At 66.5% G+C, this 22,122-nt stretch carries 19 protein-coding genes and 1 pseudogene; 6 read left to right on the top strand and 14 right to left on the bottom strand.

Features of this window, described 5'->3' with window-relative positions:
* Positions 1-3 precede the first annotated feature (3 nt).
* The 3 genes from argC to pheS all read right to left on the bottom strand — a co-directional run bounded on the left by argC (position 4) and on the right by pheS (position 4,729).
* Positions 4-1,041, bottom strand: a complete 1,038-nt coding sequence (gene argC / locus BVC93_RS25165) for an N-acetyl-gamma-glutamyl-phosphate reductase (protein WP_083739824.1) — start codon at positions 1,039-1,041, stop codon at positions 4-6.
* Between the two features lie 116 nt (positions 1,042-1,157).
* A complete protein-coding gene (gene pheT / locus BVC93_RS25160; protein WP_083739823.1) occupies positions 1,158-3,647 on the bottom strand; it encodes a phenylalanine--tRNA ligase subunit beta in 2,490 nt (829 codons plus the stop codon).
* Positions 3,647-4,729 (bottom strand): phenylalanine--tRNA ligase subunit alpha, encoded by a 1,083-nt coding sequence (gene pheS / locus BVC93_RS25155; protein ID WP_083739822.1) that lies wholly within the window; start codon positions 4,727-4,729, stop codon positions 3,647-3,649. Before pheS ends, pheT begins: the two co-directional genes overlap by 1 nt.
* Before the next feature lie 117 nt (positions 4,730-4,846).
* On the opposite strand from pheS, the gene BVC93_RS25150 reads away from it, so the two are divergent.
* A complete protein-coding gene (locus BVC93_RS25150; RefSeq protein WP_236950498.1) occupies positions 4,847-6,373 on the top strand; it encodes an FMN-binding glutamate synthase family protein in 1,527 nt (508 codons plus the stop codon).
* Between the two features lie 3 nt (positions 6,374-6,376).
* On the opposite strand, the gene BVC93_RS33655 is transcribed toward BVC93_RS25150, so the two are convergent.
* Positions 6,377-6,520 (bottom strand): hypothetical protein, encoded by a 144-nt coding sequence (locus BVC93_RS33655; RefSeq protein WP_192860098.1) that lies wholly within the window; start codon positions 6,518-6,520, stop codon positions 6,377-6,379.
* Between the two features lie 154 nt (positions 6,521-6,674).
* Positions 6,675-7,544, bottom strand: coding sequence for an adenylate/guanylate cyclase domain-containing protein (locus BVC93_RS25145; RefSeq protein ID WP_083739820.1), 870 nt, complete (start codon positions 7,542-7,544; stop codon positions 6,675-6,677).
* 104 nt (positions 7,545-7,648) lie between these two features.
* On the opposite strand from BVC93_RS25145, the gene BVC93_RS25140 reads away from it, so the two are divergent.
* From BVC93_RS25140 to BVC93_RS25125, 4 genes are all read left to right on the top strand, one after another.
* Positions 7,649-8,272 carry a TetR/AcrR family transcriptional regulator gene (locus BVC93_RS25140; protein WP_236950113.1) on the top strand — a complete coding sequence of 208 codons (624 nt, stop codon included), beginning with the start codon at positions 7,649-7,651 and terminating at the stop codon, positions 8,270-8,272.
* Between the two features lie 97 nt (positions 8,273-8,369).
* Entirely contained in the window at positions 8,370-10,247 is a 1,878-nt protein-coding gene (locus tag BVC93_RS25135; protein ID WP_083739819.1) for a S9 family peptidase, read from the top strand.
* On the top strand, positions 10,244-10,870 hold the full coding sequence (locus BVC93_RS25130) for a DUF3159 domain-containing protein (RefSeq protein ID WP_083739818.1): 627 nt from the start codon (positions 10,244-10,246) through the stop codon (positions 10,868-10,870). Before BVC93_RS25135 ends, BVC93_RS25130 begins: the two co-directional genes overlap by 4 nt.
* A complete protein-coding gene (locus tag BVC93_RS25125; protein WP_083739817.1) occupies positions 10,867-12,138 on the top strand; it encodes an MFS transporter in 1,272 nt (423 codons plus the stop codon). Before BVC93_RS25130 ends, BVC93_RS25125 begins: the two co-directional genes overlap by 4 nt.
* Here BVC93_RS25125 and BVC93_RS25120 read toward each other — a convergent pair.
* On the bottom strand, positions 12,060-13,034 hold the full coding sequence (locus BVC93_RS25120; RefSeq protein WP_083741319.1) for a phosphotransferase family protein: 975 nt from the start codon (positions 13,032-13,034) through the stop codon (positions 12,060-12,062). The genes BVC93_RS25125 and BVC93_RS25120 overlap by 79 nt on opposite strands.
* A 44-nt stretch (positions 13,035-13,078) precedes the next feature.
* On the bottom strand, positions 13,079-14,251 hold the full coding sequence (locus BVC93_RS25115; RefSeq protein WP_157517069.1) for an acyl-CoA dehydrogenase family protein: 1,173 nt from the start codon (positions 14,249-14,251) through the stop codon (positions 13,079-13,081).
* 84 nt (positions 14,252-14,335) lie between these two features.
* Here BVC93_RS25115 and BVC93_RS25110 point away from each other — a divergent pair, with 84 nt between their 5' ends.
* Positions 14,336-15,184: a TetR family transcriptional regulator gene (locus BVC93_RS25110; RefSeq protein WP_236950112.1), complete on the top strand. Its 849-nt coding sequence runs from the start codon at positions 14,336-14,338 to the stop codon at positions 15,182-15,184.
* A 64-nt stretch (positions 15,185-15,248) separates the two neighbouring features.
* Here BVC93_RS25110 and BVC93_RS25105 read toward each other — a convergent pair whose 3' ends face one another.
* The 7 genes and pseudogenes from BVC93_RS25105 to BVC93_RS25075 form a co-directional block, all read right to left on the bottom strand.
* Complete coding sequence (locus BVC93_RS25105; protein WP_083739814.1) at positions 15,249-15,917, bottom strand: hypothetical protein; 669 nt, start codon at positions 15,915-15,917, stop codon at positions 15,249-15,251.
* Between the two features lie 111 nt (positions 15,918-16,028).
* Positions 16,029-16,715 (bottom strand): response regulator, encoded by a 687-nt coding sequence (locus BVC93_RS25100; protein ID WP_083739813.1) that lies wholly within the window; start codon positions 16,713-16,715, stop codon positions 16,029-16,031.
* A gap of 376 nt (positions 16,716-17,091) precedes the next feature.
* Positions 17,092-17,232: pseudogene (locus tag BVC93_RS34825) on the bottom strand (hypothetical protein); the annotation flags it as partial.
* A 75-nt stretch (positions 17,233-17,307) separates the two neighbouring features.
* A complete protein-coding gene (locus tag BVC93_RS25090; protein WP_083739811.1) occupies positions 17,308-18,171 on the bottom strand; it encodes a potassium-transporting ATPase subunit C in 864 nt (287 codons plus the stop codon).
* 1 nt (position 18,172) lies between these two features.
* A complete protein-coding gene (gene kdpB, locus BVC93_RS25085; RefSeq protein WP_083739810.1) occupies positions 18,173-20,308 on the bottom strand; it encodes a potassium-transporting ATPase subunit KdpB in 2,136 nt (711 codons plus the stop codon).
* Positions 20,305-21,978 (bottom strand): potassium-transporting ATPase subunit KdpA, encoded by a 1,674-nt coding sequence (kdpA, locus tag BVC93_RS25080; protein WP_083739809.1) that lies wholly within the window; start codon positions 21,976-21,978, stop codon positions 20,305-20,307. The genes kdpB and kdpA overlap by 4 nt, the downstream gene beginning before the upstream one ends.
* Entirely contained in the window at positions 21,978-22,067 is a 90-nt protein-coding gene (locus tag BVC93_RS25075; protein WP_083739808.1) for a potassium-transporting ATPase subunit F, read from the bottom strand. Before BVC93_RS25075 ends, kdpA begins: the two co-directional genes overlap by 1 nt.
* Positions 22,068-22,122 lie beyond the last annotated feature (55 nt).

The following is a 22,122-nucleotide window of genomic DNA, read 5'->3' as shown; positions in this document are numbered from 1 at the left end:
CCGTCACGGTGCCACTCCCACGGTCGACAATCCTTCGGTTTCAGTCCAGCCCAGTGCCAGGTTCATCGACTGAACAGCGGCCCCGCCGGTGCCTTTGGTCAGGTTGTCGATGGCACAGACAGCAACGAATGTGCCGGCGTCGGAGTCCACGGCGATCTGCAGCTGGGCGGCGTTGCTGCCGATCACAGATCCGGTCTTGGGCAGTTGACCTTCCGGCAGCAGGTGGACAAAAGGTTCGCTGGCGTAAGCCTTTTCATAGGCGGCGCGTAGCTCGGCAACCGATGCCGCGGTACGGGCGGTGCAGGTGGCCAGGATGCCGCGCGAGGTCGGGATCAGCACCGGGGTGAACGATACGGTCACAGGCTTGTCGGTGACCTTTCTGAGCCCCTGCGCGATCTCCGGGGTGTGCCGGTGCGCACCGCCGATGTTGTAGGCCCGCGCCGAGCCCATCACCTCAGAACCCAGCAGGTCCACCTTGGCAGCTCGGCCCGCACCCGAGGTGCCGCTGACGGCAACCACGGTGACTTGCGCCTCGACCAGGTCGGCGGCGACGGCGGGCAGCAGGGCCAGCAGGGCGGCGGTGGGATAGCAGCCGGGCACGGCGATGCGGGTGGCGCCGTTGAGTGCCTCACGCCCACCGGGCAGTTCCGGCAGACCGTAGGGCCAACTGCCGGCGTGCTCGGAGCCGTAGAACCGCGTCCAGGCCGCCGCGTCGGTGAGCCGAAAGTCGGCGCCGCAGTCGATCACCACGGTGTCGGGACCCAGCTGCTCGGCGATGGCACCCGAGTGGCCGTGCGGCAGCGCCAGGAACACGATGTCGTGCCCGGTCAACACGTCGATGTCGGTGGGCAGCAGCACCCGGTCGGCCAGCGGCAGCAGGTGCGGGTGGTGCTCACCGAGGGTGGTCCCCGCGGACGCGGCGGCAGTCAGTGCTCCGATGGTCAGACGCCCGTCTGCCACGGCCGGATGGCCGAGCAGCAGTCTCAGAATCTCACCACCGGCATATCCGCTGGCACCGGCCAACGCCACTGTCTTGGGCATACACGCATCCTTGCATTTTTATGCAGCCAGTTGCAAACTCATTAACGCGAGCAGTCGCAAACTCGAGTTGTTTGGTCGCACATCACTCGAGTTTGCGTCTGCTCGACAAAGAGAACTCAGCCCCGGAGGACGGCGCCGATGCTGGCCGATGCGGCGGCCACCGCGGCATCGCGGGCGGCGCTGGCCTCGTCTTCGGTGAGCGTGCGATCCGGCGCCCGGAACCGCAACGCCAAGGTCAGCGACTTGCGGCCCTCACCGACCTGCGGGCCGGTGTACACGTCGAACAGCTGCACGGCCTCCAAGAGTTCTCCCGCCCCACCACGCACGGCGTCGATCACGGTCTGCGCCGCGATGTCCGCGCCGACCACCAGGCTGACGTCCTGGAACACCGCCGGGAACGGCGATACCCGCGGTGCGGGAAGTCGCTCGTCGATCGGCAACGCCGTGAGATCCAGCTCGGCGGCACAGGTGCCCTTGGGTAGGCCGGCACGTTCGATCACCGCGGGGTGCAACTGCCCGGCGTACCCGACCGATACACCGTCGACCAGCACCTCGGCACAGCGGCCGGGATGCCACGGCAGTTTCTCAGCGGCCTGGAATGTCACGTCGACGCCCGCAGCACGGGCGATCACCCGGACCGCTTCGAACGCGTCCGCGGCTTCGACGGGACGCCCAGGGCCCCAGGGACCGCGCGGCTCACGCAGCCCGGCGAGCACCACACCGACGTGCTGGGGTTGCAGCGGCAGCGAGGCGTTCAGTGCCGCGATCTCCTCATCGCTGGGACGCCGGTCGGTCGGGATCAGGTCGACGGCCCTGGTCTGCTCGGTGGGGTGCACCACCTGGGCGACGGCGAACAGCGCAACGTCCACCGCTCCGCGGGAAACGTTGCGGGACAACGCTTCTAGCAGCCCGGGCAGCAGCGTGGTGGCCAGGTGCGGACGGTCGGATTCCAACGGGTTCAGCACGCGGGTGGTGGCACGCCGGGGATCGTCGGCGGGCAGGCCCCACGTGTCGAACACCCCGGCGGGCAGGAACGGCGTCGGCAGGATCTCGACATATCCCGACAGGGCCAGCGACTTGCCGACCGCGCGCCGACGCTGCTGTTCCCGGGTGAGTCCGCGACCCGCGGGGGCGGTGGGCAGCACCGAAGGGATGATGTCGAGACCTTCGAGGCGCAGCACCTCTTCGACCAGGTCGGCGGGCTGTTTGAGGTCCGGACGCCAGCTCGGCGGCGTGACGGTCAGTACGTTGCGTTCATCGACGGTGACTACTGCGCCGATCTGCTCGAGCCGCGACACCGCCGCGCCCTCGGGATAGCCGACGCCCGCCGTCCGGTCGGGCAGGTCGGCCGGCATGCGCACCGGCGCCGGCGACCAGTCATCGCGCGGCGGATCGCCACGCCAGTCGGTGAGTGTGGGTTCGATTGTGCCACCGGAGATCTCGGCCAGCAGCCGCGAACAACGGTCGATGGCCGCCACCGAGATGGCCGGATCCACAGAGCGCTCGTAGCGCCGGCTGGCCTCGCTGACCAGATGCAGTCGCCGCTGTGTGCGCGAGATCGTGGCCGGATCCCACACCGCGGCTTCCAGCAGGATGTCGGTGGACTGGTCGTCGATCTCGGTGGTGCCGGCGCCCATCACACCACCGATGGCCGCGGTGGCCTCATCGTCGACGATCAGCACGTCGCCGGGATCGAGGACCCTTTTCACGTCGTCAAGGGTCACCACGGTCTCCCCCGCCCGGGCGAATCGCACGTCGAACCCACCGTGGATCCGGCTGCGGTCGTGGGCGTGCATCGGATGACCGAGTTCGAGCATCACATAGTTGGTGACGTCCACAGCAGGCGAGATGGGCCGGATACCCGACAGCAGCAGCCGTCGGCGCATCCACCACGGCGTCAGCGCGTGCGGATCGATGCCGGTGACCGGACGCAGCGCGAATCGGCTGACGCCGGTACCGGGCTGGATGGTCAGCGGCCACGCCTCACCGTCGGCCGGCAGCGGCTCGACGTCGGCAGGGTCGACGAACGGCAGGTCGAAGGCACAGGCGATCTCGCGGGCGATACCGCGCACCGACAGCCCGTAGCCACGGTCAGGGGTGATCGCGAGGTCGAACACCACGTCGTCCAGGCCCAGGATGTCGTAGGCCGAATCCCCTGGCGTCGCAGTGCCCGGGGGCAGCACCAGAATGCCGGAATGGTCTGCGCCCAGCCGCAATTCGGCGGCCGAGCAGATCATGCCGTCGGATACCCGGCCGTAGGTCTTGCGCGTCGCAATGGCGAAATCTCCCGGCAGCACGGACCCGGGCAGCGCCACCACCACGGTGTCACCGACCGCAAAATTGCGTGCACCGCAGACGATATCGCGCAGCCCGGGTTCGCCGACATCCACCTTGCAGGCACGGATGGGCTTCTTGAACTCGGTGAGTTCCTCGATCTCGGCGACCGTGCCCACAACCAGCGGCCCGGTCACCGGGCCAAGGGTGATCACGTCTTCGACCTCGTGGCCCACCCGGATCAACGCCTGTTCCAGCACTTCGGCGGAAACGTCCCAGTCCGGGGCTCCTGCGCGCACGACCTCACGCAACCAGCTGTAGGGCAGCTTCATCAGGCACCCACTCCGAACGGCAGCGAAAAGCGGACGTCACCTTCGACCATGTCGCGCATGTCGGGGATGCCGTTGCGGAACTGCAGGGTGCGCTCCAATCCCATGCCGAAAGCGAAGCCGCTGTAGACCTCGGGGTTGATTCCCGCGGCACGCAGCACGTTCGGGTTCACCATGCCGCAGCCGCCCCATTCGACCCAGCCGGCACCGCCCTTCTTGCCGGCGAACCAGACGTCCACCTCGGCGGACGGCTCGGTGAAGGGGAAGAAGTGCGGGCGAATACGGGTGCGGGCCTCGGGACCGAACTCGGCGCGGGCCAACGCGTCCAGCGTGCCCTTCAAGTTGGCCATGGTCAGGCCGCGGTCCACCGCAAGGCCTTCGACCTGGTGGAACACCGGGGTATGGGTGGCATCCAGCTCGTCGGTGCGAAACGTCCGGCCGATCGAGATGATGTAGACCGGCAGCTCCCGGGACAGCAATGCACGGACCTGGACGGGCGAGGTGTGGGTGCGCAGCAATTGCCGCGAACCGACCGGTGCGATGTGGAAGGTGTCCGATTCGCTGCGCGCCGGGTGGTCCGGCGGGAAGTTCAACGCGTCGAAGTTGAACTGTTCTGTTTCCACCTCGGGCCCCTCAGCCAGCTCCCAGCCCATCGCGATGAAGGTGTCCGCGATGTGCTCGGCCAGGATGGTGATCGGGTGCCGGGCGCCGGTCGGTTGGCGAGTGGAGGGCAACGTCACGTCGATGCGTTCGGCCACCAGGACCGCGGCGTCGCGCTCGGCGCGCAGGACCGCCAGGCGGTCGTCATAGAGCTTCTGAGCGGCGCTCCGCGCGACGTTGACGCGCTTGCCCGCGTCGGCACGGTCGGCCTTGGGCAGGGCCCCCAGCGCCTGGCGAGCCAGCGCCAGCGGGGACTTGTCGCCCAGGTGTTCGGTTTTGGCACGGGCCAGTGCGTCGAGGTCACCGGCCAGGCTGAAGGCATGACCCGCCGCGCTGACGGCTTTGGTCAGGGTCTCGTCAGAGAGGTCTGGGACCTGGGCCTCTTCACCCACGCGACGCGGCTCCTCGATGTCGGTATCCGGCATAAACGCAAGTGCCGATCATAGGTGATGGCCTCGCGATACCCTCGCGCCGTGCTCAGAGGAGTCTTGCTCAGAGGGGCCTTCGTCGTCTCGGTCTGGCTGCTTACAGCCTTGTCGGTATTGCTCGCGTTCGCTGTCAACCCGTGGTGGTGGCTGCCGGCCGGGGCGATCGCCGGACTGGCGGCGCTGGGCACCTGGGACCTGCTGCAGACACGGCACACCATCCTGCGCAGCTACCCCATCCTCGGGCACGCCAGATTCGTGGCCGAGAAGATCCGGCCGGAGATCCGGCAGTACTTCGTGGAATCGGACACCGAGGCAACCCCGTTCGATCGCGAGACGCGGGATCTGGTCTACCAGCGGTCCAAGGGCACCAAGGGCGACGAGCCGTTCGGCACGCTGCGCGACGTCAACGCGCTGGGGTATGAGTTCCTGCGGCACTCGCTGCGGGCCAAGGTCGCCCCCGACATCGCTCCGCGGGTCCGTTTGGGCGGGCCGCAGTGCACACAGCCGTACGACATCGCCGTGCTCAACGTCTCGGCGATGAGTTTCGGCGCGCTTTCGGCCAACGCGATCGAGGCACTCAACGGCGGTGCGGCACGGGGCGGGTTCGCGCATGACACCGGAGAGGGCGGTATCAGCCCATACCACCTGCGTCCGGGCGGCGACCTGATCTGGGAGATCGGCTCCGGTTACTTCGGCTGCCGCGACGCCGAGGGCAACTTCGACGCCGCGAAGTTCGCCGACAAGGCGAAATTGACTGCGGTGAAGGTGATCTCGATCAAGTTGTCGCAAGGCGCCAAACCCGGACTCGGCGGAGTTCTACCCGGGGCGAAGGTCAGCCCCGAGATTGCTGCCACCCGCGGTGTTCCAGTGGGACGCACGGTGGTTTCACCCCCGGCGCACACCGCCTTCGACACCCCGGTCGGCCTGCTGGAGTTCGTGGCCACGCTGCGCCGGCTGGCCGGGGGCAAACCTGTCGGTTTCAAGCTCTGTGTGGGTGCCCGCACCGAGTTCCTGTCGATCTGCAAGGCCATGCTGGCCACCGGCATCACCCCGGATTTCGTGATCGTCGACGGCTCCGAAGGCGGCACCGGCGCCGCGCCGCAGGAGTTCGAGGACCACGTGGGCATGCCGCTGACCGAGGGGCTGATGCTGGTGCACAACGCCCTGGTGGGCGCCGGCCTACGGGACCGGGTGCGCATCGGCGCGTCCGGCAAGGTCGCCAGCGGCGTCGACATTGTGAGCCGCATCATCCAGGGCGCCGATTTCACGCTCTCGGCGCGGGCGATGATGTTCGCCGTCGGCTGCATCCAGGCGCTGAAGTGCCACACCAATCACTGTCCCACCGGGGTGGCCACACAGGACCCGGCGCGGACGAGGGCACTGTCGGTGCCCGACAAGACCCAGCGGGTGTTCAACTTCCAGCGTGCCACCGTGGCCAGCGCCGCACAGATCGTCGCGTCGATGGGTCTGGACGGTTTCCAGGAGCTGTCCCCCGCGATGCTCAACCGCCGCATCGAGGGCCAGCGCACCCGCACCTACGCCGAGATCTATGAGTGGCTCATGCCCGGTGAGTTGCTGGAGGACCCACCGGAGTCATGGCGGTCGGACTGGATCGAAGCCAGCGCCGACGAGTTTCGCTGAAGGTCAGCGATCGCCGAATTCGTGACGCTGCGCGATGGCGAGCAGCTCTTCACGGACAGTCGAGTCGGGAAGTTCGTTGATCCGCGCGTAGAGGCGGCGTACCTGCCGGTTCCGCTTGAACGAGGCACGGTACTGCGAGATGGACATGGTTGTTCTGCTCCTTGATACGTTGCGTCCGGCGACTGGTGTCACCACCAATGCGAACGCTCAAATGCTCCATGTTAATTCTGTGTAACGCAAGTTTCGGAGTATGAGATTCGCTACACCCCAGCACTTTTGAACGCATCGAGTGTGACGCAGGTTACTGATCGAGCTCGTCGTCGACCTCACGCTTGGAGCGCAGCTGGTACATCACCAGATCTGCTGGGACACCCGACGGTTTGGGGGCGAACACCTGCTTGCGCACACGCTTGGCGGCCACATTCAGTGCGTCGAGTTGGTCCACGTCGATCAAATCCAGCGTCGGCCCCGAGATCATCACGCCACCACGCACCGCGCGCTCCATGACACGCGCGGCAATGTTGACATCGACGCCCAGCCAGTCCGCACCGAGGCGCTGTGGCCGGCCGGTGTGTAGGCCACACCGAATTCGAGGCGTATAACCTTCCACCTCAACGGTTTTCACCGCATCGCGGGCAGCCAGCACGGCCGCCACCGCCGTCAGGGGGTCCCGGAACACCGCCATCAGTCCGTCGCCCATTCGTTTGACGATGTGCCCACCACGGTCCAGCAGCGGCGGCTCCACCGCGGCGGAGACCTGGCGCAACATACGTAACGTCGCACCATCACCGGCACGCAGTGACCATTCGGAGAAGCCCACGAGGTCGGTGAACACGATGGTCACCTCGGGATTTGCCGGCTTGCGCGAGACGCGCTCGGTCAGCGCCTGCCACACCTGAAGCCCGGCCAGGCTCACTTCGCGGGTGGCCGCGTCACGAGCACCCAGTAGCCGGTCGGCGGCCCGCGCAGCGGCGCGTGGCCCACCATCGCCGGCCATGGACAACGGGTCACCGAAGTCGGGGTCTCCCGGAAGCGCCCGGCGCGCCCGACGGATGAAGCCGACGAAACCGGGGTTGGAGTTGGTGCCTTTGAGCCAGGCAGCCAACCCCTGCGAGGCACCACGGGAGCCGACCTCGGCGGGCGGTTCCTCGGCACCGGGCTCAGGCTCCATTGCCGCAACAGTATGTGGAACCGCGAGAACCGGGCAACAACCACGCCCCCTTGACCACATTGTCACTAAGTGACAGAGTGGAGCTGTCACTAAGTGACAGGGAGGTGGTCCACATCAGCACCAAACGGCATGCCCAAGCACGACTGAAGGTGTCCCGGCACGCGTGCAACCTGTTCTGGGAACGCGGCGTATCAGCCACCAGCGGCGCTGACATTGCCGCTGCCGCGGGACTTTCCACACGCACCATCTGGCGTTACTTCCGAACCAAGGAGAGTTGTGTCGAGCCCATGCTGGCGCAGTCGGCGCACCGCTTCATCGAACTGGCCAACCGCTGGCCGGAACATTTGTCACTCGCCGAGCACATGGCCGCGAACATGCGCGACAACCCGCTGACGCCGGACGAACTGGCCGATGAGGTGAGCGCACTGCAGATCACGGTGCTGTCACTCGACGAACCGTCGTTGCGGACCGCACTGCTGCTGGTGCACGACCAGCTCGAGCGCGACTTCCTCCCCGTCGTCGCCAGGCGACTCGCTCTACCCCTGGATCACCTGACCGTCCGACTCTGCGCCGCAGCAGTCACAGGAGCGTTGCGCGTGGTCGACGAGGACGTCGGCCGTCGCGTCATCGTCGAGAAGGAGAAGGTGTCCCAGAAGGAAGCCCTCGACCTGGTCGACCGGGCCATCCTCGACGCCACCAACGGACGCCTCGGTGGTCCCGTTCCATAACCAGATCCATTGCACTACAACCACATACACAGAGCAGTCCGAAGAGCAAGAGCCCGGGCCGCACAGTGTTGCACGCCCGAACCCGGAAAGGCTTTCCATGGCACTGCCCGCACCGATCTCCGTAGCGGACTTCTTCAATCCCCCCACCCGCACCGGGGCCACCATCTCCCCCGACGGCACCCACCTGGCGTTCCTGGCACCGTGGAAGAACCGGCTCAACGTCTGGGTCCAAGACATCGACGGCAACAACGAGCCGCGCTGCGTCACCGCCGACGAGAACCGCAGTGTGCACCACTACGAGTGGACCGACGATCCACGCTGGATGATCTACTTGCAGGACACCGGCGGTGACGAGAACTGGCACACCTATCGTGTTGATCTCGCTGATCCGGACGCCGAGGCCGTCGACCTCACGCCGTTCCCCGGCGCCATCGCCGTTCCGCTGCGTGAAGTGAAGAACGGCAAGACGTTCATCGTCAGCAACAGTCGGATTCCCAACCGCATGGATCTGCTCGAACTCGACATCGTGACCGGCACCATCACCATGCTCGCGGAGAACCCCGGCTATCTGAGTGGCTGGCTGTGCAGTGACGACGGGGCGATCTTCGCCACCGCACTCACGGCCGACGGCGACCTCGAACTCTCGCGGTGGGACCGCCAGACCTCCACGGCAACGCCGATCATCCGCTGGGACGGCACTGACTACCCGATGGGAGTCCAGCCGCTGGTGCTCACTCCAGACGGAACCGGGGTCTGGATCGGCTCCAACCGCGGAACCGACCGCACCCGCCTGGTCCGGCTCGACCTGGCCACCGGCGAGGAGACCGAGGTCGGCGGGCATCCCGAATACGACCTCGACCCGCGCGGCACGGTCATCACGACCATGCCGCAGGCGCTGATCCTGGCGCGTCGCACCGGTGAGTTGTTGGGCGCGCGGTACATCCGGGAACGCCAGGTGGTCCACGCTTTCGACGCTCAATTCGCCGAGGTGCTGGACAGTGTGTCCAAGCTCTCCGAGGGGGACCTGTCCCACCTCTCATCCGACATCGGCGGACGGCGTTGGGTGGTCAGTTTCAGCCATGACCGGGACCCCGGCGTCACCTACCTCTATGACCACGGCACGGGCGAGAGCCGGCTGCTGTTCCGGCCCTATCCGCACCTTGATCCCGAACAGCTGGCGCCGATGCGGCCGGTCACGTTCGGCGCACGGGACGGGTTGCCGTTGCACGGCTATCTAACTCTGCCGCGGGGTGTGGAGCCGACCAACCTGCCGCTGGTACTGGCCGTACACGGTGGCCCGTGGCATCGCGACAGCTGGGAGTACGCCACAGGCGTCCAGCTCCTCGCCAATCGCGGATATGCGGTGCTGCAGGTCAACTTCCGCGGCTCCACGGGTTACGGGAAGGCACACATGAAGGCCGCGATCGGTGAGTTCGCGGGCAAGATGCACGACGACCTGATCGACGGGGTGAACTGGGCTGTCGAGCAGGGGTACGCCGACCCTGACCGCGTGGCCATCGTAGGTGGTTCCTACGGCGGGTACGCCGCACTGGTGGGCGTTACGTTCACCCCGGATGTCTTCGCCGCCGCCGTGGACTACGTGGGTATCTCCGATCTGGCCAATTTCATGAGGACACTGCCCGTGGTCGCCCGGCCGCACCTGGCCAACAACTGGCACCTGTACGTCGGCGACCCCGACGATCCGGCTCAGTTGGCCGACATGATGGCGCGCTCCCCCATCACCAGGGTCGACCAGATCCGCACCCCCTTGATGGTGGTCCAGGGCGCCAACGACGTCCGTGTGGTCAAGGCCGAGTCCGACAACCTGGTCGAGGGGCTGCGGGCACGCGGTGTGGATGTCGAATACCTGATCCAGGGTGATGAGGGGCACGGGGCGGTGAACCCCGAGAATGTGATCGAGATGTGGGACGGCATCGTGCGGTTCCTCGGCAAGTACGTGGGTGGTCGCGGATGAACACCGCTGAGACAGGACACAAGCCGACACTGCTGCAGCAGATGGGTGGGGTCTCCGGCCTGATCTACGCCAGCGTGCCGAGCATCGTCTTCGTCGCCGCGGATGCCATGGCTGGACTGCACGTGGCGGTGGTACTGGCGGTGGGTTCCGGCGCAGGTATCGCGGTGCTGCGGTTGCTGCGCCGAGAGCCACTCCAACCGGCGCTGTCCGGTCTGCTCGGGGTGGGGATCGCCGCGTTCATCGCCTACACCACCGGAGACGCGAAAGACTACTTCCTGGTGGGTATCTGGATGAGCTTCGTGCTGATGGTGATCTTCGCGCTGTCGGTTGTGTTGCGCCGACCGTTGGTCGGCGTCATCTGGGCGGCACTGTCCGGCCGCGGGCCTCAGTGGCGCACCCACAAACCGTCCCGCTTCCGCTATGACGTCGCGACGGTTTTCGTGGCCGCGGTGTTCGCGGCCCGGTTCGTGGTGCAGAACTGGCTCTACGACGCGGATTCGACGGGCTGGCTGGCCGTCGCGCGCATCGGCATGGGGTATCCGTTGACCGCGCTGGCGTTCGTGGTGATCGTCTGGGCCATCCGGCGTTCGGATCGACAGCTCAAACCCCTTGCTGCAGAGTGACTCCCATCGCCGCCGCCTACCTGGGCTCGCATTTCCTGAGCTTCCTCGGGAACGGGATCCTGGCGGTGGCGCTGCCGCTGATCGTGCTGCAGGCCACCGGCAGTCCGGCCAGCGTGGGTGTCATCTCGGCGGCCACCGCCGTGCCGGCGCTGCTGGTGGGCCTGGCCGCCGGGGTGGTGATCGACCGGGTGAACCGCCGGACCTGTTCGATGCTCTCGGATGTGGTGTCGGCGGCGGCGGTGGCCGCCATCCCGGTGGTGGACCTGGTGTGGGGCCTCGATCTCACTTGGCTGGTGGCGCTGGCGATCATCGGCGCCTTCGGCGACGTCCCGGGGTTGACGGCCCGGCAGGTGATGGTGCCCGCCGTGGCCCGGCACGCCGGGGTACCGCTGGAACGCCTTGTCGGACTGCGGCAGTCGATGACGTCCATGGCTCTGGTGATCGGTCCCGGCGCCGCGGGGACGTTGTTGGCGCTGTTCGACGGCACCACGGTGCTGTGGGTGACCGCCGCCACCTCGGCGGCCGCAGTTCTGCTGACCGCCGCACTGCCGCACCGTCTCGGCGCAGTGGAGTCCGACCGTCAACATCGCCAGTCGCTGCTGCGCCAACTGGGCGCCGGGGCAGTGGAGTTGCGCCGCAGTCGGTTCCTCACCGGTACCGTGACCCTGACGGTGGGGCTGGCCGTCGCCATCGGCGGATTGCAGGGCTTGGTGCTGCCGCTGTATTTCAGCGACCTCGCGCGGCCTGATCTCCTGGGCTTCGTCCTGACAGCGCTGGCCGTCGGCATGCTGATCGGCACCAGTGTCTTCGCGCTGACCGGTACCAGGATGTCCCGGCGATTCTGGGTCAGTTCCGCGCTGATCGGCACCACCGCCGGGTTCCTGGCGATGGCCACGCTGGCTTCGCCCCCGGTCGTGTTCGCCGGAGCCGGATTGTTCGGCATCGCCAACGCGTCGCTGGGTGCGGTGGTGGGAGTGCTGCAGGCCGAGCGGATCGCCGACGCCGTACGCGGCAGGGTGCTCAGCGTGCAGAACGCGTGCCTTCAGATCGCGGCGCCTGCAGGTATCGCGCTGGCCGCCGTGGTTGCCGAGTACGGCTCGGCGGTGGCCGCGGGCGTCGCCGTCTTCGCCGTCTGGTTGGTGCTCGTGGGCGTGGTCGCGGTGTCCCGCACACTGACCGATCTCGAGCCTCAGCCGGCAGAGCAGTCCAGCCCCGCCGCAAGCAGCTCGGGCACCGCACGCGCCGCGTCGGCGAACCCGGAGCCGTGAGCCGCGCCGGACCGGTACCGGTGATCGATGCCCGCGGCGATCACTGCCAGTTTGAAGTAGCCGAGTGCCATGTGCGATTCCCACTGCTGCAGCGGTTTACCGCTGACTCGCTCGTAGGCGCCAGCGAGGTGGTCAGCGTCCGGCAGCCGCGGGTCAGCCCAGGCGCTGGGTGCGCCGAGCACCAGGTCCAGCGCGGGATGCCGGTACACGCACATCATCGCCACATCGGCGGTGGGGTCTCCGATGGTGGACAGTTCCCAGTCCACCACGGCCGTGACTATGACTCCCCCCGAGAGGTTGAGCAGTGTGTTGTCGATGCGGTAGTCACCGTGCACCACGGCAGTCGAATCCTGCACGAAATCAACAGCAGCCAGCCGGTTGGACAACCGCTGGGCCAGTGGGGTGAGGGCAGGGTCGCCGACCAATGCCCACTGCTTGGTCCAGCGCCGGATCTGTCGTTCGGCGTATCCCGCGGCGCGGCCGAATTCGGCGAGCCCGACCGCAGTGTGGTCGACGGCATGCAGGGCGGCCAGTGCGTCTACGAGCGCGGAGACGATGCCGGGCAACGTCTCCTCATCCACCGCCTCCAGATCGGCCCGCGACTGGATGCACGCGCCAGGCACGAAGCGGGTCACCACGAACGGCACACCGAGGACGGCATCGTCCTCGCACAACACCACCGGATATGGCACCGGGACGTCGGTGGCTACCAGCGCCCGGGTGACGATGAACTCGCGGGCAACATCGTGAGCCGACGGCGTGCGGCCGTGCCGGGGTGGCGTTCGCAGCACCCAGCTCGAGTGTCCGTCGTCGAGTCGGTAGGTGAGATTGGAACGCCCGCCGGTGAACTCGGTGGCGCGCAGCGGGCCCGACGGGGGCTCCCCTGCCTGTTGCATGCAGGTGGCCACCGCCTCGAGGTCCGCGATCGTCAGGGCTGAGCTCACTGCGCGGTCTCGGTGATCCTGCGGATGGCGCGCTTGGCCAGTGACCAGCGATGTACCTCCGAGGGACCGTCGTAGATGCGGAAGGGCCGCAATTCACGGGCGATGCGTGCGATCGGCAGCTCGGTGGAAACCCCCATGCCGCCGCACATCTGGGTGGCGCGGTCAGCTACGCGGTGCAGGGCTTCCGCGGCGAAGGTCTTGGCGATCGAGGTGCTGGCCGAGGCCCGTGCGCCGCTGTCGAGCTCCTGGCACGCCACCAACAGCAGCGCTCTGGTTGCCGCCAAGTCGATTTCATTGTCGGCGATCATCTGCTGGATCATCCCCTGGTCGGCCAACCTTGCCCCGAACGCCTGGCGACCCACCACATGTCGTACGGCTACTTCGTGAGCGCGGCGGGCGGCGCCGGTCCAGCGCATGACGTGGGTCATACGCGCCGGCCCCAACCGCACCTGGGCGTACTGGAATCCTTCGTCGACGCCGCCGAGCACCTCGGAGTCCGGGACAAAGGCGTCGGTGAAGGTGATCTCGCAGTGGCCCCCGATCATCGATTTGTCGACGGTGCCGACGTGGCGCACGACGTCGAGTCCCTCGGTGTGGGCGGGCATCAGAAACATCGTCGCCCCGCCAGCCTCGCCTGGTTCGCCACTGGAGCGGGCCATGGTGATGAAGAACGCGGCGCCGTCGGCACCGGTGATGAACCATTTGCGGCCGTTGATGATCCAGCCACCGTCGACCTTGGTGGCGCGGGTGTTCAGCGCGGCCGGGTCGCTGCCCGCTCCCGGTGCAGGCTCTGTCATCGCGAACCCCGACCGGACCTCGCCGCGGGCCAGCGGCTGCAGATACTGCGCCCGTTGCTTCTGCGTGGCGACCGCATCCAGAAGATGGATGTTGCCCTCGTCAGGTGCGGCGATCCCGGTGGCGAGAGGTCCGAACAACGAGTAGCCGGCCTCCTCGAACACCGCTGCGCGAGCGACCATGCCCAGCCCCAGACCACCGCAGTCCGGCGGCGCCTGAGGCGCGAACACACCGGCCGCCCGCGCAGCATCCTGGAGGCGCACCCGCAGCTGATCGCCGCCCGCTGCCTCGATGTCACCGTCGTGCTGGTCGTCGACGTGTTGAACGTGGGTCTCGATGAACGCTGCCGTGCGCGCAACCAGGTCGTCGGTCATGTCAGCGATGCTAGATCGAACGACCGGGCCTGTGTCCATAGTTACAGTTCAGAGGCTTGGAGGGCGTTCAGCTAAGCTGAACGCGTGATATCTGTCGGGGACCGGATCCGGGCGCTGCGGGTTGATCACGGCTGGTCCATGCGCGAACTCGCGCGCCGGCTCGAGGTCAGTCCGGGGACGGTCTGCGCCGTGGAGAACGGCAGCACCGGGCTTTCGCTGACCCGTCTGGCCCAGTTCGCCGACGCATTCGGAATCACACCAGCAGAGCTGTTGCAGCCCAGTAGGATTCCGGAATCTGCCGGTCCGGCTGCCGCGGCGCCTCAGACACACTGGCGCTCGTTCCCGACACTGGACCTCGACGCTGTCACCGACGCCGCCATCGCCACCTTCGTCAACACCGGTTATCACGGCTCGACCATGCGTGCCATCGCCCAGCGCGCAGGGATGAGCCTGGCCGGTGTGTACCACTACTACCCCAGCAAGCAGCTGATCCTGGTCACCATCCTCGACCTGACGATGGACGAGGTGGAGTGGCGCACCCACGGCGCCGCCGCCGACGCCGAGGACCCACTGCGCCGCCTGCGGCTGGAAGTGGAGGCGCTAGCCCTGTTTCACACGCTGCGCGCCGACCTGGCGTTCATCGGTTCCAGCGAGATGCGTAGCCTCGATGAACCCGACCGCTCTCGAATCGCCGCACGCCGCAGCGCCATTCAGCACCTCATCGACCGCGAGATCCGCGCGGCGATCACCGAGGGTTCGGCGCACTGCCCGCGACCGCTGGAAACCGGCCGGGCCATCGTCACCATGTGCACGTCCCTGCCGCAGTGGTTCGACATCTCCGGTCCCACCTCGGCGTTCGACGTGGCCACCCGTTACTCGGAGATGGCGTTGCAGATGATCGGTGCGGCTGACCTTCGGCCGCCAGCCCGGTGACGAGCTGCATCAGGTTTTCCACGACGCAGCCGGTAGGTTCCGGCGGCATACGTGCCGTCCATGGTCAGTTCGTCAGTGCCGCGAGCGTTACCGCCGGCCTGGGCAGCGCCCAGTTGCGGCACTCGTCGGACAGTGCTCGGTCCACTGCATCGGCGATGGCGCGCGCGCCCGGATGGTCGGCGCCCAGCCACATGTGTGTTGGTCCACCGCTCAGGGTGATGCGCTTGACGGTCGCCCCGCACGCATTCAGCACCGCCGCCCGAGCCAGCAGACGCTGCACCGCCGAACTCCAGCCGGCCACGTCGCTGTGTTCCGTCACGTCGGTGTGCAGGCCGACGACCCGCAACCGCCTGTCCCCCAGCATCAGTGGTGCCGCCTCATCGAGGTGAAGGTACTTGGTGGCGTGTGCACATTCCGAGATCCTCGCCATGTGATGGGCTGAACTGACGATGAATCGTGACGCACCGACCGCCACCGCTCGACGAAGGACATCGGTGCCGTAGCCGCAGCGGAACACCACCTGGACCGCCTTGATGTTGTGGAACTGCACCAGGTCGAGGTCGTGATCGTCGCGTGCGGTCACCGAGACGCCGTGAGAACGGATCCACGCGGCCAACTCCCGGTTGTCCAGCGCTGCAGCGGGGATGCTGCAGCCGGCGTTGACGCCGACGCGGGACGTCGGCGCCGCAGTGGGGAGGGGTTCACCATCGGTTCGGTCCAAAGCAAGTGTCATGTCTCCGGTCTACGGCCGCCAGAGGCGCGATGCGAGCGTTCATACGCTCCCCTGACGGACAGTTCACGGATCCTTGCGCGATATTGACGACGCGACGGGTCATTGGACGGGTTATTGCTGGAAGCGGTATCCCATGCCGGGTTCGGTGAGTAGGTGTTGGGGGTGTGAGGGGTGGGGTTCGAGTTTGCGGCGTAGTTGGGCGAGGTAGACGCGTAGGTAGTGGGTTTCGGTGGCGTAGGCCGGGCCCCAGACTTCTTTGAGGAGTTCTTGGCGGCTGACGAGCTTGCCGCGGTGGCGTACCAGCATTTCGAGGATGCCCCATTCGGTGGGGGTCAGGTGGACTTCGGTGCCGTTGCGGGTGACTTTTTTGGTGGCCAGATCGACGGTGAAGGAGGAGGTTTCGATGATTGGTTCGTCGGTCTCCGGGGTTGTGGTGGCCCGTCGCACGGCGGCCCGTAACCGGGCCAGGAATTCGTCCATGCCGAAGGGTTTGGTGACGTAGTCGTCGGCTCCGGCGTCGAGTGCTTGTACTTTGTCTGAGGAGTCGGTGCGTGCCGAGAGCACGATCACCGGTGCCGTGAGCCACCCGCGCAGTCCGGCTAGGACGTCGATGCCGGAGATGTCGGGCAGCCCGAGATCGAGGATCACCACGTCAGGTGGGTGCGCGGCGGCGGTGTGTAGGGCTTGGGCTCCGGTGGCGGCGGTGTGGACGTCGTAGCCGCGCACGGACAGGTTGATCCGCAGTGCCCGCAGGATCTGTGGTTCGTCGTCGATCACCAGTACCCGTGTGCGGGTCATTGCGCACCTGCGGCGGCTAGATCGACGATCACGGTCAGCCCGCCGCCGGGGCCAACAGTTCGGCGGTGTCGCCCGGGGAGAAGTCGACCTCCTCGCTGCGCAGGCTGGACACGGCGGCCTTGGCGGCAGCCAGTGGTGTGCGCAGGTCCCGGGCCGCCAGCTTACGGCCGGACATCAGCAGCCAGAATTCGTCGTCGCCGACCTCGACGGCGGTGTCAGCGGATTCGACATCCACACAGGGTGTTTCGCCGACACACGCGACGAGAGCAGGCTCACCGACCAGGGCGTCGCGCAACAGCGAGACCGACTGCTGCAGGTAGGTTTCGCGGCTGCGCACCACCGCATCGGGCACGGTTTCCTTCTGCTCGATGCCGGTGATCTGGGCCACCACATCAGTGCCACGCTCCAGCCGTCGATGCGCTTCACCGAGCATCGCGAACGTCTTACCCACACCAGGAGCCGCACCCAAATAAATACGCAACTCACCGCGCTTCGACCGGTGTCCGCTGATACTCACGTGGTGGGCACCTCGCCGACCAAGACGCGCACCCGGTAGATACCGAGTGCGCGCCTGGCAGACATGACAACGGGCCTAACCATCACGCCCGTCGAGGGCCAGATTGACCCCAAGCACGTTGACCGCGGGCTCCCCCATGAATCCGAGTGATCGGCCGGTGGTGTGCGCCGCGACGATCTGTCGCACCTCGTCGGCGCTCATCCCGCGTTCCTGCGCAACCCGCTGCACCTGTAGTTCGGCATAGGCCGGTGAGATGTCCGGGTCCAAGCCGCTGCCGCTGGCTGTCACCGCGTCCGCGGGAATCTTCGGCTGGAGCGTGGTGCCTTCTACCGGAACGATCTGACCCGCCGCGATGTCCTGGGTGCCGTCGTTGCACTCCACCCGCACACCCTCATAGGTGGTGATGAACGGGGTGGCGGTAGTGCCGCACCACTGGTTGACGCTGACCACCTGGGTGGGGTTGGCCACCTGTCCCGAGGCGTCGCGGGGGGCGATCACCGAGAGCACCGCGCCCACACCGTCATTGGTGCAGAACGGCCGTGTCCCGTCGACCCCCTCGAGCTCTCCGATGGCGAGGCTTCGACTGCACACCAGGGTGAGCAAACTGGAACGGTCCTCGGTGTCGATCATGTCCTCAGGTCCGAGGTTCGACGCGCTGGTCGCCATCGGGTCGTAACCGCCACCTGACGCCGAGGGCCGCGACTGGAAGTATTGCGGCAGCGGGTTGCCACTGGCATCAGTGAACATCTGACCGATGCGACTGCTGCCGACCACCTGGCCGTTGACCTCGACGAGGGATCCGTCGGCGTTGTCCTTCAGCCCGGGGACCTGGGCAACGGCCCAGACCAGGAGCGGGTACACCAGTCCGAGCAGGACGGTGAGCAGGAGCAGCGCGCGTAACGCCGCCCAGTGTTGACGGATGATGTTGGTGATAGACATGTCAGGACATCCCGGGGAAGAGCTGGATCACGAGGTCGATGAGTTTGATACCGACGAACGGTGCGACGATGCCGCCGAGGCCGTAAACCAGGAGGTTGCGGCTCAGCAACTTGGACGCACTGGCCGGGGTGTAGCGAACACCTTTGAGTGCCAACGGGATGAGGAACACGATTACGATCGCGTTGAAGATCACCGCCGACAGAATCGCCGACTGCGGGCTGTGCAACCGCATGATGTTGAGCAGGTCCAGGCCGGGGAACAGCGTCACGAACAGCGCCGGAATGATGGCGAAGTACTTGGCGATGTCGTTGGCGATGGAGAACGTGGTCAGCGCGCCACGGGTGATCAGTAGCTGCTTGCCGATCTCGACGATCTCGATCAGCTTGGTGGGGTCGGAATCCAGATCCACCATGTTGCCCGCCTCTTTGGCTGCCGAGGTGCCGGTGTTCATCGCCACACCCACATCAGCTTGCGCCAGCGCAGGCGCGTCATTGGTGCCGTCACCGGTCATCGCGACCAGTCGGCCGCCGGCTTGTTCTTTCTTGATCAGCGCCAGCTTGTCCTCCGGTGTGGCTTCGGCCAGGAAGTCGTCCACCCCTGCCTCGTCGGCAATGGCCTTGGCGGTCATCGGGTTGTCGCCGGTGATCATCACCGTGCGGATGCCCATGCGGCGCATCTCGTCGAAGCGTTGCCGCATCCCGTGTTTCACCACGTCTTTGAGATGGACGACACCAAGCACATCAGCTCCGCCGTTGCGCGCCCGGCCGACCACCAGAGGCGTGCCACCGGAATTGGAGACGTCGTTGACGATGTCGGTGAGCTCAGCTGGCACCGTGCCGCCCAGGCTACGCACCCATTCCGCGACCGAACCTGCAGCACCTTTACGCAGGGACTGGCCGTCCTCCAGATCGACGCCCGACATCCGGGTGGTGGCGGTGAACTCGACCCACTGCGCACCGGACAACTCACCCGGGGTGCGTGCCCGAAGACCGTGAGCTTCTTTGGCGTGCACCACGATAGAGCGTCCCTCGGGCGTCTCGTCGGCGAGACTGGACAGTTGTGCAGCGTCGGCCAGGGTTGCCAGGTCGACGCCGGGAAGCGGCAGGAAATCGCTGGCCTGACGGTTGCCCATGGTGATAGTGCCGGTCTTGTCGAGCAGTAGGGTGTTGACGTCACCGGCCGCCTCGACGGCCCTGCCGGACATGGCCAGCACGTTACGCTGCACCAGTCGGTCCATGCCCGCGATGCCGATGGCGCTCAGCAGCGCACCAATGGTGGTCGGGATCAGGCACACCAGCAGCGCCACCATGACGATCCCTGTCACACCGTTGCCGTCGAGCGCCAGACTGTCCGGCACACCGGGATTGTTGGCTTTGGAGAAGATGGCCAGCGGCTGCAGGGTTGCGACGGCGAAGACGAAGATGATGGTCAATGCGCTCAACAGGATGTTCAGGGCAATCTCGTTGGGTGTCTTCTGCCGGTTGGCACCCTCGACCAGGGCGATCATCCGGTCGACAAAGCTGTCACCGGGCTTCTGGGTGATCTTGACGACGATCCGATCGGACAGCACCGTGGTACCGCCGGTCACCGCGGAGCGGTCGCCGCCGGACTCGCGGATGACAGGCGCGGACTCACCGGTGATCGCCGATTCATCCACCGACGCAATGCCTTCCACGACGTCCCCGTCGCCAGGGATGACGTCACCGGGTTCGACCACTACGTAGTCGCCCTGCTTGAGCATCGGGGCGGGAACAGCCTGCTCGGAACCGTCCGGATTCAGCTTGCGCGCCATGGTGTCGGACTTGGCCTTGCGCAGCGACTCCGCCTGCGCCTTTCCGCGACCTTCAGCCACGGCTTCGGCGAGGTTGGCGAAAACCACTGTCAGCCACAGCCAGATGACGATCAGCCAGGAGAACCAGGACGGATCCAGGATCGCAAGGACGGTTGACCAGACGGCGCCCACCTCGACGATGAACATCACCGGATTGCGCCACATGGTGCGGGGGTCGAGCTTGCGCAGCGCATCGGGTAGCGAGCTCAACAGCATCTTCGGTTCGAGCAACCCGCCCTTGACGGACTTCGTGGTGGAGTTGTGCTTGGCGGCTTCAGCCGCCGTAGTCACCATGGTGACGGTCATACGTGTATTCCTTCAGCGAGCGGGCCCAACGCGAGCATGGGCAGGAAGGTCAGGGCGACCAGGACTACGGTCACGCCGGTGACCATGCCGACGAACTGCGGACGGTGAGTGGGCAGGGTGCCCACCGAAGCCGGCGTGTGACCTTGCTTGGCAAGGGAACCCGCCAGCGCGAGCACCAGCACCAACGGCAGGAATCGACCGACGACCATCGCCAGCCCCAGTGCGGTGTTGAACCACTGCGTGTTCACACTGATGCCGGCGAATGCCGACCCGTTGTTGTTCGATGCCGAGGTGAACGCGTACAGCACCTCCGAGAGGCCGTGTGGCCCGGTGTTGAGCATGCTGTCGCGCTGCGCGGGCAAAGCCAACGCGATCGAGGTGCCGGTGAGCACCAGCAGCGGGGTGACCAGGAAATAGCTTGCTGCCAGCTTGATCTCACGCGGGGTGATCTTCTTACCCAGGTACTCCGGGGTGCGCCCCACCATCAGGCCGGCGACGAACACCGTGATGACCGCCAGTACCAGCATGCCGTACAGTCCCGATCCCACACCGCCGGGGGCGATTTCACCGAGCTGCATGTTGAACATCGTCATCAACCCGCCGAGGCTGGTGTAGGAGTCGTGGAACGAGTTCACCGCGCCGGTGGACGTCAGTGTGGTCATCGCGGCGAACACCGCCGAATTGCCGACGCCGAAGCGGGTTTCCACGCCTTCGGTAGCGGCCCCCACCGCTGTGGGAACGGTGCCGTGGGCCTGCAGTTGGAAGAGCATCGTCAAGGTCACGCTCAGGGTGGCGATAACGGCCATCACAGCGACGATCGCCAGGCCCTGCTTGGTGTTGCCCACCATCTTGCCGAAGGTGCGCGGCAGGGCGAACGCGATCAGGCACAGCAGGAAGATCTCGACAAAGTTCGTCCAGGCCGTGGGGTTCTCGAACGGATGCGCGGAGTTGGCGTTGAAAAAGCCGCCGCCGTTGGTACCGAGTTCCTTGATAGCTTCCTGGCTGGCAACCGGGCCGCCGGGGATGGTCTGCTGCGCACCGGCGAGGGTGTCGATCACCTGACTGTGCAGGGCGAAATTCTGGATGGCGCCGCCGGCGATGAGGATGATCGCGGCGATGAACGAGAGGGGCAACAGAATACGCAACGTGCCGCGCACCAGGTCCACCCAGAAGTTGCCCAGCTCACCACTTCTGGTACGGGCGAAGCCACGAACCAGGGTGATGGCCACGGCCATACCCACAGCGGCGGAGACGAAGTTCTGCACCGTCAGGCCGGCCATCTGGACCAGGTGCCCCTGGGTGGACTCACCGGAGTAGGCCTGCCAGTTGGTGTTCGTCACGAAGCTCACCGCGGTGTTCCACGCCAGCCCCGGCGTCATCTCCGTAGCGGGATCGTTGAGGTGCAGCGGGAGTCTGCCCTGCAGCAGCTGGAAGAAGAACAGGAACAAGATGGACACTGCCGAGAACGCGAGCACGCTGCGCGCGTAGGCAGCCCACGTCTGCTCGGCTTTGGGATCAGCGCCGATCACTCTGTAGATCAGGCCTTCGATACGCAAGTCCTTGGTGGTGGTGTAAACGCGGTACATGTAGTCACCCAGCGGCACGTGCACGACGGCCAGCGCGACGATCAGGACGAGAAGGAACAACACCCCGGCGGTTGTGGCGCTCACTAGAACCTCTCCGGGAACAGCAAGGTGGCGATCAGGAACAGGGCGATTGCGACAGCCAGCACCAGGCCGACGCTGTTGGCGAGATTCATCGCTCGAGCAACCTCACGGCTCCGCCGAACAACGCGAACAGCGCGATGGTCAGCA

The sequence above is a fragment of the Mycobacterium sp. MS1601 genome (genome assembly GCF_001984215.1).
Taxonomy (GTDB): Bacteria; Actinomycetota; Actinomycetes; order Mycobacteriales; family Mycobacteriaceae; genus Mycobacterium.
Note: the sequence above shows the minus strand (reverse complement) of the source record. Positions and strands in the feature narration are given on the sequence as shown.

Coding starts and splice junctions, on each gene's coding strand:
- pheS (WP_083739822.1), bottom strand. CDS start 4,729: ATGCCGGATACCGACATCGAGGAGCCGCGTCGCGTGGGTGAAGAGGCC.
- argC (WP_083739824.1), bottom strand. CDS start 1,041: ATGCCCAAGACAGTGGCGTTGGCCGGTGCCAGCGGATATGCCGGTGGT.
- BVC93_RS25135 (WP_083739819.1), top strand. CDS start 8,370: ATGGCACTGCCCGCACCGATCTCCGTAGCGGACTTCTTCAATCCCCCC.
- BVC93_RS25090 (WP_083739811.1), bottom strand. CDS start 18,171: ATGTCTATCACCAACATCATCCGTCAACACTGGGCGGCGTTACGCGCG.
- BVC93_RS25130 (WP_083739818.1), top strand. CDS start 10,244: ATGAACACCGCTGAGACAGGACACAAGCCGACACTGCTGCAGCAGATG.
- BVC93_RS25075 (WP_083739808.1), bottom strand. CDS start 22,067: ATGAATCTCGCCAACAGCGTCGGCCTGGTGCTGGCTGTCGCAATCGCC.
- BVC93_RS25100 (WP_083739813.1), bottom strand. CDS start 16,715: ATGACCCGCACACGGGTACTGGTGATCGACGACGAACCACAGATCCTG.
- BVC93_RS25145 (WP_083739820.1), bottom strand. CDS start 7,544: ATGGAGCCTGAGCCCGGTGCCGAGGAACCGCCCGCCGAGGTCGGCTCC.
- pheT (WP_083739823.1), bottom strand. CDS start 3,647: ATGAAGCTGCCCTACAGCTGGTTGCGTGAGGTCGTGCGCGCAGGAGCC.
- BVC93_RS33655 (WP_192860098.1), bottom strand. CDS start 6,520: ATGTCCATCTCGCAGTACCGTGCCTCGTTCAAGCGGAACCGGCAGGTA.
- BVC93_RS25105 (WP_083739814.1), bottom strand. CDS start 15,917: ATGACACTTGCTTTGGACCGAACCGATGGTGAACCCCTCCCCACTGCG.
- kdpB (WP_083739810.1), bottom strand. CDS start 20,308: ATGACCGTCACCATGGTGACTACGGCGGCTGAAGCCGCCAAGCACAAC.
- BVC93_RS25115 (WP_157517069.1), bottom strand. CDS start 14,251: ATGACCGACGACCTGGTTGCGCGCACGGCAGCGTTCATCGAGACCCAC.
- BVC93_RS25120 (WP_083741319.1), bottom strand. CDS start 13,034: ATGCAACAGGCAGGGGAGCCCCCGTCGGGCCCGCTGCGCGCCACCGAG.